Annotated in this window: 9 protein-coding genes and 2 tRNA genes; 4 read left to right on the forward strand and 7 right to left on the reverse strand. The window is 56.4% G+C overall.

Annotated features, from left to right (window positions below; translation table 11 throughout):
* On the forward strand, nucleotides 1-264 hold a 264-nt coding region (locus HQL52_05965), incomplete at its 5' end, for a hypothetical protein (protein MBF0368990.1).
* Nucleotides 265-321: 57 nt separating this feature from the next.
* Here the strand turns inward: HQL52_05965 and HQL52_05970 are convergent.
* The 5 genes from HQL52_05970 to hrpA all read right to left on the reverse strand — a co-directional run bounded on the left by HQL52_05970 (nucleotide 322) and on the right by hrpA (nucleotide 5,386).
* Nucleotides 322-618, reverse strand: coding sequence for a hypothetical protein (locus HQL52_05970; protein ID MBF0368991.1), 297 nt, complete (start codon nucleotides 616-618; stop codon nucleotides 322-324).
* A 69-nt stretch (nucleotides 619-687) separates the two neighbouring features.
* Nucleotides 688-924: a hypothetical protein gene (locus tag HQL52_05975; protein MBF0368992.1), complete on the reverse strand. Its 237-nt coding sequence runs from the start codon at nucleotides 922-924 to the stop codon at nucleotides 688-690.
* Nucleotides 925-1,140: 216 nt separating this feature from the next.
* Nucleotides 1,141-1,216 (reverse strand) — tRNA-Ala (locus tag HQL52_05980).
* Nucleotides 1,217-1,353: 137 nt separating this feature from the next.
* A tRNA-Ile gene (locus HQL52_05985) sits at nucleotides 1,354-1,430 on the reverse strand.
* A 41-nt stretch (nucleotides 1,431-1,471) separates the two neighbouring features.
* Nucleotides 1,472-5,386 carry an ATP-dependent RNA helicase HrpA gene (gene hrpA, locus HQL52_05990; protein MBF0368993.1) on the reverse strand — a complete coding sequence of 1,305 codons (3,915 nt, stop codon included), beginning with the start codon at nucleotides 5,384-5,386 and terminating at the stop codon, nucleotides 1,472-1,474.
* Nucleotides 5,387-5,570: 184 nt separating this feature from the next.
* On the opposite strand from hrpA, the gene HQL52_05995 reads away from it, so the two are divergent.
* From HQL52_05995 to HQL52_06005, 3 genes are all read left to right on the forward strand, one after another.
* Nucleotides 5,571-6,995 carry a hypothetical protein gene (locus HQL52_05995; protein MBF0368994.1) on the forward strand — a complete coding sequence of 475 codons (1,425 nt, stop codon included), beginning with the start codon at nucleotides 5,571-5,573 and terminating at the stop codon, nucleotides 6,993-6,995.
* A 171-nt stretch (nucleotides 6,996-7,166) separates the two neighbouring features.
* Complete coding sequence (locus tag HQL52_06000) at nucleotides 7,167-7,481, forward strand: hypothetical protein (protein ID MBF0368995.1); 315 nt, start codon at nucleotides 7,167-7,169, stop codon at nucleotides 7,479-7,481.
* Nucleotides 7,482-7,518: 37 nt separating this feature from the next.
* Complete coding sequence (locus tag HQL52_06005) at nucleotides 7,519-9,642, forward strand: polysaccharide deacetylase family protein (GenBank protein ID MBF0368996.1); 2,124 nt, start codon at nucleotides 7,519-7,521, stop codon at nucleotides 9,640-9,642.
* Here the strand turns inward: HQL52_06005 and HQL52_06010 are convergent.
* Together HQL52_06010 and HQL52_06015 are read right to left on the reverse strand one after the other, a co-directional pair.
* A complete protein-coding gene (locus tag HQL52_06010; protein ID MBF0368997.1) occupies nucleotides 9,639-9,848 on the reverse strand; it encodes a hypothetical protein in 210 nt (69 codons plus the stop codon). The two genes, HQL52_06005 and HQL52_06010, sit on opposite strands and share 4 nt — an antisense overlap.
* A 428-nt stretch (nucleotides 9,849-10,276) precedes the next feature.
* Nucleotides 10,277-10,972 (reverse strand): polyphosphate polymerase domain-containing protein, encoded by a 696-nt coding sequence (locus HQL52_06015; GenBank protein ID MBF0368998.1) that lies wholly within the window; start codon nucleotides 10,970-10,972, stop codon nucleotides 10,277-10,279.
* Between the last annotated feature and the right edge of the window lies 1 nt (nucleotide 10,973).

Here is a 10,973-nt window from a genome sequence, read left to right on the forward strand (position 1 = left end):
ACCCGTTCGGAGATGGCGATCTTTCTGCTGCGCACCAAATATGGCTCTGACTATTCCCCACCAACGGCCTCCGGCACGGTGTATGGGGATATTTCGGCCGATTATTGGGCCGGAAACTTTATCGAACAGCTCTACAATGAAGGGTTTGCCACCGACACCCTGGATACCACCCGGGAGTGTGCAGCCGGGAATTACTGTCCCAGCCTCACCATCAACCGGGCGGAGATGGCGGTTTGGCTGGTGAAGGCGTTTGGTTTGGAATGAGCCGCCCTCTTGTGAGGGGGGGGTGGGAAGGTAAAAAAAACCAGCAGAAACTTAACGTTAAATTTTCCTGGGAATCTCCCGGCCACTCTCATCGACGGAATAAATTCTGACTTTGTTGCTGCGGGGGAACTCTTTTTTCAACAACTTTTTCAAGAGGCGTGGCAGATTGCTGGTGGATGTTTCAAAGCGCTCCTGGCCAAATCCGTTCTGAATCACGCTCAGTTTTTCCTCAGCCTCGCGTATGATCAACACTGAGCGGTTGCGTTTGTAGGTGCGCAGGTCCAGCCCGTGGCCCAAGGGCAGCTTTTTTAAACGGCTCATGACGGTTGGGATCACGGTAGTGATGGGAATCATCCGGTGGCTCGCCCCTCTGTTCCAACGCATCCTCCACCCATGCCATGCTCCTCCCTTGCATCCTCCACGCTATAGCTTGGAGACCTTGTTGCCGGAGTAGGTGAAGGCTTTTCTATCCATGCTGAAATGGCTTCCTTTGTCGATGCCAACGGGGCGACCGCAGGCGCAGTGAATTTTTCCATCCTGCTGTACGGCTTCATACATTTTTTTGATACGGGTTTTGTGGCATCGAAGCACTTCTCCTTTGCCCAGTTTTTCATATTTCCAGAGCTTTCGGCGGCAGGCCGAGCATTTTAAAGTCAACATGGGAACCGTTGAGGCCAAAGAGGGGGTGCGGTATAGCCGGAAAAGGTGATATGGGTGGGTCCAGCGGGGGGCGACGGTCAAGAGGGTCAAAAAATAACCCCTGCCGGGGTGGGTGCTGTTTTTGCGTGGTAACTTTTTGGTAACTTTTTGGTAACTTTTTGGTAACTTTGTTTTTTTGCTGGGGAGGTCTGACTAGTTGTAACTTGTTGATTTAATTGGTGGAGATGACCGGGATCGAACCGGTGACCCCCTGCTTGCAAAGCAGGTGCTCTCCCATCTGAGCTACACCCCCATCACGTAAGGCCTTTCCCTGATTTGATATACCGGAGGGTTGGGAAGCTCCAGATTGGTCCTCCCTGAAAAGGTGCGCCTTGGAAAAATCAGGCTCAATACAACACCGGGAGGCTTCATATCGGGCGGGGGAAAGGATGGTGGGCCTAAGTGGATTTGAACCACTGACCTCACGCTTATCAGGCGTGCGCTCTAACCAACTGAGCTATAGGCCCCCTCAAAAGCCCGTATCTTCTACCCGTATTTGAACCCCGCGTCAAGGTTTGACCTTGATCCATTGTTGATTCAGTCGTTTTTCTGAGACCGGTACCGAGGTGCCCAGCTCCTGGGCAAAAAGGGAAACGCGAAACTCTTCCAGCATCCAACGGTATAAAATCAGCTCTGGATCGTGGGTACCGTTTTTTTGGTGTCTGGCCATGCGCTCCAGGCAAACCTTCCAGAGAGGCCGTATCAGGGCCTTTTTGGCGGTATCCTTGGTGGGAGCATGGTTGAGGCGTTCCAGGCGCAGGGAGATGCCTTTCAGGTAGCGGGGGAGGTGTTTGAGCCAGCGTTCCGGGGTGTGGCGCATGAATCCCGGGGCGATCAAGTGGGTCAGGTGCTCCCGGATTTCCGGTACGGCGCTACGGATGGCCGGGGATTTGGGATGGGCCAGGATTTTGGTCAAGCCATGATAGGGAGTCAAAATCGACCCCGCCAGGCGCGCGGTTTTTTCGGTTTCAGTGACAATATGTGCGCGTCCTTTTTGTAAACGACTCTGAAAAGTCTCTCCATCCCGAATCTCCGGAGAGCCATCCGGTAAAAATACCCGTTCGATTCCTTTGCGCAGAATATCCTCCTTCAGAGCGCTACAAGGCCCCAGGGTGGCATGGGCCTGGCAGAGGGTGCGATCCTTGGGTACGCTGTTGCCCAGATGCCGCATCTGCTGGGAAAGCTGTAGCATGAATAGCCGAATCAGCCCTTCCTTGTGGCTCAACTGCGCCTGAATCGGATCATCCATCAACCTGAGGGAGACCCGGGATCCCTCATCCCGCAGCGCCGGAAAACCTTCCACCTCCCCCTGCTCCGTGGGAAAAGAGGCTCGCTCAGGCAGTCGATCAAAATCCCAGCGGGTAATCTTCTCCCGCTCAAAATCCGCTTTGGGGAGCTTTTGAAAACTGGCCTTCGCTTCTCCCCCCTGGCTCAACTTGATGGCCTGAAGATCACGCCCCTGCACCACCGTACGGCCATCCTTGGGATCAAAAACAAGAAAATTGATCCGCAGGTGATCCGCCAGCTCATCCTCCCGCCACGCCTCGGGAGAGATCTCCATCCCGCGCACCTGTTTGATTGCGAATCCCAGGGCCTGGCAGAGGGGATCTCTACCCGGTTTGAGGTGGGGCATGATTTTTTCCACCGTATGGGGCAGCGGAACCAGGGGTTTGCGCAGGGATTTGGGCAAGAGCTTCAATAGCGCTACGATTTTTTCCGGCAAAAATCCCGGCACCAGCCATTCAAAGGGAGCGGGGGGGAGCTGATTGAGCAGAGCCAGGGGCACCCGGACGCTCAGGCCATCTCCCCCTTTGCCGGGATCAAAGTGATATTCCAGGGGATACTCCCGGCCTGCCACGCGCAAGTGACCGGGATAGAGGTCTTCTGTAATGCCGCTCCCGGCATGGCGCATGAGCTGCTCCCGGGTGAAAAAAAGCAATCGGGGTGTTTTGCGTTCCGCCTGCTTGCGCCATCGGTCAAAGTGGCGGACATCGGTGATTTCCGGAGGTAGGCGCTCATCAAAAAAAGGCACCAGGGCCTCTTCGTCCACCATCAGATCACGGCGTCGGGATTTGCTCTCCAGCTCTTCAATTTCCTGGAGCAATTTTTGGTTGTGCACGAAAAAGGGGGCATTGGAGCGCATCTCCCCCCGGATCAGCGCTTGTCGAATGAACAACTCCCGGGCCATCTTCGGATCAATAGGGCCAAAATGAATCCGGCGACGGGGAATAATCACCAACCCCTGAAAGGTCACCCGCTCGAAAGCCACCACCCGTCCCTCTTTTTTTTCCCAGTGGGGATCGGAGTGGCTTTTTTTGCACAGGTGGCCCGCTACCATTTCGATCCACTCGGGTTCGATGGCAGCCACGGTGCGGGCATAGAGGCGGGAGGTCTCCACCAGCTCACCGGCAACGACCCAGAGGGGCGGTTTTTTGAAAAGATTGGAAGCGGGAAAAATGTGAAAACGCATCTCCCGGGTACCGGTAAATTCATGTTTTTCCGACTTGAGCCCCACATGCCCGGCGAGCCCGGCCAGAATCGATTTATGAATATCCGCATATCCGGCCTCTGAGGTGTTTGGCGTCAATCCCAACTCTTCCACCTGCTGGAAAAGCTGGTTGTGGATTTCCCGCCACTCCCGAATGCGGGGGAAAGAGAGATATTGTTCTTTGAGCCCTTTGCGGAATTGATTTTTCGAGGGGGCACGCTTTTCCTCTTCCTTGAGATAGTTCCACAACTTGAGGAGGGAGAGAAAATCGGATTTGGGATCTTGCCAGCGGTTGTGGCTTTCATCAGCCGCCTGGCGTTTTTCCTGGGGGCGCTCCCGGGGATCCTGAAGGGTGAGGGCCGAGGCGATGATGAGCATTTCGGTGAGTGCCCGTTGTTCATGGCCAGCCAAAATCATCCGTCCCAGCCGGGGCTCAATGGGGAGTCGGGCGAGCTGACGGCCAATCTCGGTGAGATTTCCATCCGGGGTAAGGGCACCCAGCTCTTCCAGCAGGCGAATGCCGCCGCGAATGGCGCTTTTTTCCGGGGGATCGACGAATGGAAAGGATTCGATCTCTCCCAGCTTGAACGCCTTCAGTTGCAGAATCACCGCCGCCAGGGAGGTGCGCAAAATTTCCGGATCGGTATATTTGGGGCGATCCAGATGGTCCGCTTCGGAAAAAAGTCGAATGCATACCCCTTCCGAAAGCCGGCCACAACGTCCCTTGCGCTGATCAGCCGAGGATTGGGCGATGCGCTCCACCGGCAGCCGCTTCACCTGGCTGCGCCCCCCAAAGCGGCTGATGCGGGCCAGTCCTGAATCCACCACATAGCGGATGCCGGGCACGGTGATGGAGGTTTCCGCGACATTGGTGGCGAGCACCACCCGGCGGTGGTGGCCGGATTCGAATACCCGGTTTTGTTCCGACAGCGGCAGGCGGGCGAAGAGGGGGACTATCTCGGTGCCGGTGGGATAGCGCTTTTTGAGAATCCGGGTCATCTCCCGAATTTCCCGCTCCCCCGGCAAAAAGACCAGCACATCCCCCGATGGTCCCAGGCCAAACAGCTCATCTACCGCTTTGAGAAGGCCATTTTCCAGATCGCTCTCATCCATCTCTTCCGGATCCACCGGAACATCCCCCAAGGGGCGATAGCGTAGTTCCACGGGGTAGGTACGGCCAGAGACTTCGATGATGGGGGCGTTATGGAAGTGTCGGGAAAATTTATCGGTGTCCAGGGTGGCGGAGCTGATGATGAGCTTGAGATCCCGGCGGCGGGGGAGAAGATTTTTCAGATATCCCAGTAAAAAATCGATGTTGAGGGAGCGTTCGTGGGCTTCGTCGAGAATCAGGGTGTCATATTGGCTGAGGAAACGATCCCCTTGGATCTCCGCCAGCAGGATGCCGTCGGTCATCACCTTGACGAAGGTTTCCGGCCCCATACGATCGGTAAAACGCACCTTATACCCCACCTGACCCCCCACCCGGGTTTTCATCTCCCGGGCCAGGTGTTGGGAGATGGAGCGGGCGGCGATGCGGCGGGGTTGGGTCATGCCGATGATGCCACCGATGCCTCGGCCCGCTTCCAGGCAGATTTTGGGTAGCTGGGTGGTTTTGCCGCTGCCGGTTTCGCCACACAGCACGACCACCTGGTGTTGCTTGATGAGCTTGGCGATCTCTTCCCGGCGTTGGGCGACGGGGAGTTGTGGAGGATAGTGGGGTGTGGGGAGGTGGTCTGCCCGTTTTTGTCGCTCTGCCTGGGAAGTGTCAATCTCTTGCTTGATCTCCCCCAGCATACGACTGGTGGGCTGCCCTTTTTTCAGTCGTTGCCGGACCGTTTTCAGGCGTCGGCTCAACCGCAGGCGGTCCCGGATCATGCAGGTGTCGAGTTTTTTGGAAAGTTGGTCGGGATTATCGGGCACGGTTTTTTCGGTCATCCTGGATGAGGCTGGGGTTGTGGGAGATTCACTATAGGATCCTCCTTTTCTGGGGGGATGGTTGCAAGGGGTCTTGGTGAGGAAAGAGGGGGTTGGAATCGGATATGGTCAGGGGAGAATGTTGGGAAACGCTTGGCCTGCCGCTCTATTTTGGCCATCATGTGGAGAGTGAGGGAGAGCCACCATGAGCGAGCGACATCTTGAAGAACCCGAAAATGGATTCCAAGCCCGGCTGGGTGAGAGGGTGGCGGCTCTTGGCCGATCAACAGAGAAGGGAGCTCAGAATACCCCTCTCCAGCGTTTGGCGGAGCGGTTGCTTGGGGAGGGGAGTGGAAAGATTTCCGGTCAGGGGGGGCGGGCTTTCAGAAAGGGTGAAAAAAAACTTTTAAAAAAAATAAAAAAAAGCTGCCCTCAGGTGAGCCGATCCCTGTTGCGGGCCATCCTCTGTTTAAGGGATCCAGCCAGGGAGGCCGCGGCGTTGGCTTGGCTCTGTGGTGAGGGGCTCGACCCTGGGCAAGCGGCCCTTTTGGATATGCCCTATTCGAAAAAAAAGCTCAAAGGGGAAAAACGGGAGGGGGAAGCGCGGGAGCGGTTGGCGTCCCTCAACTGCCTGCTGGATGCATATGCCCTGAACAGCTCCGAGGAAAATGTGGCCTCCCCACCCTTGGCCGCTGAAAAGTCCGGATCGGCGGGAAATCAAGTCGCCTTGCCCGTTTCGGAAGAGTCCGGGCCTGCCAGGATCAATGCGTCCTCAGGGGCGTTTGCTTCGGATCGGGCTGGGGAGTTGCAACCGGTCGGTGGTTCGGAACCGGCCTGTGACTCCGATGAGATGGGCGGATTTCTGGAGGTGACCCGATGGGAGGAGGTTGGCTCTGTCGGGCTGGCGGATTCCATCTCCCCAGGGAGGATCATCACTCTGGAAGAGCTGGTACAGGCTTGTGGGGAGGATGGTTGGTGGCAAAAGCCGACGCGTGTCACCGCAGCCTCTCCTGGCGGGGAGATCTTCAAGGGTGACTTCAAGCGCATCACCACGGCACTGTTGCAGTGGTTGATCGAGCAGCCGGCACAAAACACCCCGATCAAAACCCGGGAAGAGCTGTGGCAGGTACTTTTTTCCCGATTCGCCCGGGAGCGGCTGACGGAGCTGAGGGGAGACCCCCGCAACATCCCCGGGCTCCACCACCTGGGACGCTCCTTGAAAAGCTTTTGCGCGCGCCTGGCGACTCTTTCGGCCCGGTCCGACTGGTTTCGCTGTTGGCAGGATCTCTACCCCCTCTGGTCGGAGCAGAATCGGCTGGTGCGCTTTCGGTTCGGGGGGGTAGCTGTCCGGGTGCGGGGAGATGGGCTTTTGGTGCGCCTGCATCCCAGCCATGGCTTGGAAGTGGTGGCCTGCAATCCGGGCTATGGGGAGCGGAGCCGGGAGGGGTTGCTGAAGATGGCGGTTATGGCGCGGCTGCTGAAGGTCTTGCGGCCAGATATCCCCCTGATTGGCACCCTGGAACACTATGAGCCCAATCTCTGGCTGGAGGGGGTTTCGGAAGGAGAGTTGGAAGCGCTTTTCAGCCAACGGGTGCTGCCGGTATTGAAAGAGATCGCAGCTAAGGCGTGAGGCGCTATGGTGTTGCTTGTGGGGGTTGGAAGTCGGAACCTGCTTTAAGCACAATGGCTCGAAATGATGGCTGGAGGATGATAGACTTTCACACCGCATCAGTTCCTGGAAAGAAGGCTGTTTCACTTTCACTCTGCGGCCCTGTGGCCACGGCCAACCGAAAAAAATCAGATGACCCAATCCCATAATCAACAAACGCCCGATGATCTCCGGCAATCCCTGCTTCGGTTTCTTCTGGAAGAACTGCAGGATATTCTTCCGGATCGGGACGACCTGACCGAAGAGAGTCCCTTGATCGGCAAAAACCAGGTGCTGAAATCCGCAGCTTTGGTGACTTTGCTGGTAGCGGTAGAGGATTATCTGGAAGAGGAACACGATGTTGAATTCATTTGGTCCTCTGACGCCGCCATGTCCCAGATGAGGAGCTGGCTGCGAAGTGTCGGCCACTTGGCTGATCATCTCGCCAACACCATCCGGGGAGTGTGATTCCTTGGGGGGGGGAAGATGGAATTGGACCGCCAGGATGGTGAAGCTGCGTCGCTTTTTGGGGCGGCTGAAAGAGTCGAAGCAAACATTTCTCCTGGGGCTCAACTACCACCGCATCGGCTCGGTGGATCGCAATAATCCCTTCCACCAGCTCCACACGGTCCATCCGTTTATTTTCAAACTTCAAATCAGGATCGTGGGCCGTTTTGCCGGTTTTGTTTCCCTCGGGGATATCCTGGAGGGAAATTTGCCGAACAGGTTTAACGCCTTCATCACCTTTGACGACACCTCCAGCTCTGTCAGACGGATCACCCCCTGGTTGCGTACCAAAGGGATCCCCTATGCCATCTGCCCCTGTGTGGAGATCACCGAGCAGGGGTTTGGGGTGCGGGATCAGGTTTACTGGATCATCGCCAAACTTTCCCCGGAGCGGATTCGCAGACAGGTCGCCCAAGCGTTGGGGGAAGAGGAGGCGCTGCGCCTGGATGCCAGCTCTTTTTATCGCTACAGCAAGGGTCATCACCCCCACCCGGATGTGATGCGCCAACAGGTGATTACCCCCCTTTTTCAGGAGCTGCTTGAAGCACATCCGGATATCGGCAGCGAGGGCGCCTATCTCTCCTGGGACGCCATCGAGAGAGAGTATCGCTACGATTCCCTGGCTACCCTGGCCAATCACAGCCTGGGCCACGGCAACATGGGGCTCTTTTCTCAGGAGCAGGTCCGGGAGGATGTTGCCCTTTCCCATCACGTTTTCCAAAAGCGCCTTGATGGGTTTACGCCATCGATCTTTGCGGTGCCGTTCGGGACTTACGGCAACCCTCTGGCTTATGATCTTTCTCTGGTTGCCCGGGAGCTGAAATATCGGTTGGTTCTCTGGGTGAGCGATGTGGCCCATGTAGTAGATGATACCGTGACCCACCATCACATACGCCATCTGGGCCGATTGCATGTCTCTCCTTCCTTGGGGGTTTTTATCCGTCAGCTGATCCAGGCCTTTCTGGGGGCACGTCAGGGGATGGCGGTCACCGATGGTTCCCAAGAGGAGGGCGCGGGGGGATCGCATCGGATGGCGGTGGTTTCGGCCAGTGATCTGAGGGAGCAAGGGGCGTCGCTACAGGATCAGGATGGAACAGGAGCGTCGGCACAGGATCGGGGCGGGGCAGGGGAGGGAACAGAACGGGATCCGGTTCAGGCCTCTGCTTTTGCCTTGGAAGATCTATTGCGGCCGGAAAAGGATTATGCCGCCTCTGCGGATTATTTCCGCCACGCCTTCACCGACAATCCCTGGCGGGAGGGGAGGCCGGAAACTTTTTTTGCCTGGGTGGATGGTCGCCCCCAAGGTATCGGCTACAATTTTTTCATGCCCATGATTTTGGGGGGGCAGGGGCTGGTGGGTAACTATTGGTCGGGATGGCGCAAGCTTCCGGCGTGTCCGGGCCTTCTCTCTGCCGCCCTGTTGCGCAAAGGGTTGAAGCTGACCGATATTACCGGCTCCTATTATCCATCAACAGAGATGGACGCGACCGTTCAGGGTAAACGCTGGTTTGGAGTCGAGATTACCCGCTTGACCTTTTCTCCGGGGGGGGAGGGGTCGGATAAACCGGTGGTTGGATCAGTGGATGAATCGGTGGATGGGGCGCAACGATTAAAAGGGGATATGGAGGTAACCGACACCTTCCCGGCGGGGGTGGAGGGGCTGCTGGGGGCTTTGAATGCCAGGCTCTCCTTTTCGATCCACCGCTCCCCCAGACTCTATCGCTGGCGGTTGGAGAGCTATCCATTGGCCAAGCCGCTCTATTTTGTTTGGCGTCAGGGATCAAAAGCGCTCTGCCTGTTGGTTTGCCAGACCCGAGGGGAGCGGCTTCTGGTGGCGGATGTGGTTGCTGGGAATTCCCGGGATCTGGAAATCGGTCTCAGCCATTTTTTTGCCTGGTGCCGGGAAAATGGGGTGGAACAAGTGGTGGCAGAGGGCTCCAACGCCGCCTTGATAGAACATCTTGACCGCTATGCACCCCACACCCGGGAAGTGTTCAAGAGCTACTACTATTTTGGTAAGGGGCTTGGTGCTGAAGGGCTGGCGCTGATGGCAGCGGCTTTTGCTGATCCAAAGAGGCATCTGTTCGAAACCCCCCTCTGTGGGGATTTATTACTGCGTTAGGAGCGGCTGGAGAGTTCCTTATGACCGGCGGGTCGCTCGTTGAGGATTTTTTTACGCTGGGTGGTGAAAGGCTGCCCCTGGGGAAATTGCAATTGCTGAAACTGGGCATCAGAGAGTTCAGCGGTGTCTGGATCCCCAGCAATCCCCTGGTTGATCTCGCTGTTTTCTTCAACTGTCGGCAAAGCAATTTTACGTTTGGATGACATCTCTACGAACCTCCCTGGGATTGGCCGTGGGGAAATATAGCAGTTCTATCTCAAAATTGGACACTTTTCCCTGCCTCGTCATCCCCGCGAAGGCGGGGATCCAGGGAGTTGATGATTGCCCTCAAGGAAAAACCAAATCTTCAAGAAAGGCCGGTGTTTTGCTGAAAGTGATGCAAGATTTGGAAAGGTTCGTGCCAGCCTCCCTGGATTCCCGCCTTCGCGGGAATGACGGCAAAAGTACAACGGCATATGTCCAATTCTTGATTCGAATTGCTATAGACGATCTTCTCCCTGTGCAAAGATTGTTTGGTGATACATCTTGATTGATACAGTTTGCATTGTTCACCGCATCTTAACACGGGTGACGCAGGTTGGAGCCAATGGCAGCGGTTTTGGACGATCCGTCAGTGGTGAGGAAGTCCGAAGCCCTACACCCAGATCGCCTGGCTGGTGTGATCGATGCCGTTGACATATTTGGAGTTGGGCACCGGTCCCAAATCCTGACGCTGCACCAGGCGGTTGACCCACCCTATATCATCCCGGGAGGCCTTGATTTCAAATACGATGCGGTTGGCGAGATCTTTTCGCAGTCGGGTGGTGGTATCAAACAGGCACTTGCAGCGGCCATAGCGGACATCGTGATCAAAGGAGAGCCGCACCCCACTGCCATCCTTGGCACTCCACGCCTCCCGCTCATAAGCCACCAGCACCATGGGTTTTAGATTTTTGATCCGGACCATTTTTTCAAAATCCTGCAACAGCCCATCATCCGTCTCTCCCCAGCGGCCACTCTCCATAAATCGATCATACTGAGAGATATCGGCTTTGGTGACCAGCTTGTGGATGAAGCGGCCATGGCGCTGCTTTTGTTCTACCTTGATGAAGGGGAATTGATGCCGTTGCTGGCCATAACTGCGCAGTCGCAGCTTGTTGCGCAGCGTTACCCCCGCCATCTTTTCGACATAGGCGGTATAATTTACCGTGTCGAAATAGAGGGAGCGCACCGGATAGCGGCCCCCTGCAAAACCATCCCCGTGATGATCCCGCCGGGCCAATCCCCGTAGATCATTCACCACCCGGTGATAGCTGAACCGATCCAGAAGATATTTGGCCTCAAAGCGCATG

This window comes from Magnetococcales bacterium (assembly GCA_015232395.1).
In the GTDB taxonomy this organism is placed as follows: domain Bacteria; phylum Pseudomonadota; class Magnetococcia; order Magnetococcales; family JADFZT01; genus JADFZT01.

What these genes read in the sequence shown, in the direction of transcription:
- HQL52_05970 (MBF0368991.1), bottom strand. Translation starts at nt 618, where the DNA reads ATGATTCCCATCACTACCGTGATCCCAACCGTCATGAGCCGTTTAAAA.
- HQL52_05975 (MBF0368992.1), bottom strand. Translation starts at nt 924, where the DNA reads ATGTTGACTTTAAAATGCTCGGCCTGCCGCCGAAAGCTCTGGAAATAT.
- hrpA (MBF0368993.1), bottom strand. Translation starts at nt 5,386, where the DNA reads ATGACCGAAAAAACCGTGCCCGATAATCCCGACCAACTTTCCAAAAAA.
- HQL52_05995 (MBF0368994.1), top strand. Translation starts at nt 5,571, where the DNA reads ATGAGCGAGCGACATCTTGAAGAACCCGAAAATGGATTCCAAGCCCGG.
- HQL52_06000 (MBF0368995.1), top strand. Translation starts at nt 7,167, where the DNA reads ATGACCCAATCCCATAATCAACAAACGCCCGATGATCTCCGGCAATCC.
- HQL52_06005 (MBF0368996.1), top strand. Translation starts at nt 7,519, where the DNA reads ATGGTGAAGCTGCGTCGCTTTTTGGGGCGGCTGAAAGAGTCGAAGCAA.
- HQL52_06010 (MBF0368997.1), bottom strand. Translation starts at nt 9,848, where the DNA reads ATGTCATCCAAACGTAAAATTGCTTTGCCGACAGTTGAAGAAAACAGC.
- HQL52_06015 (MBF0368998.1), bottom strand. Translation starts at nt 10,972, where the DNA reads ATGCGCTTTGAGGCCAAATATCTTCTGGATCGGTTCAGCTATCACCGG.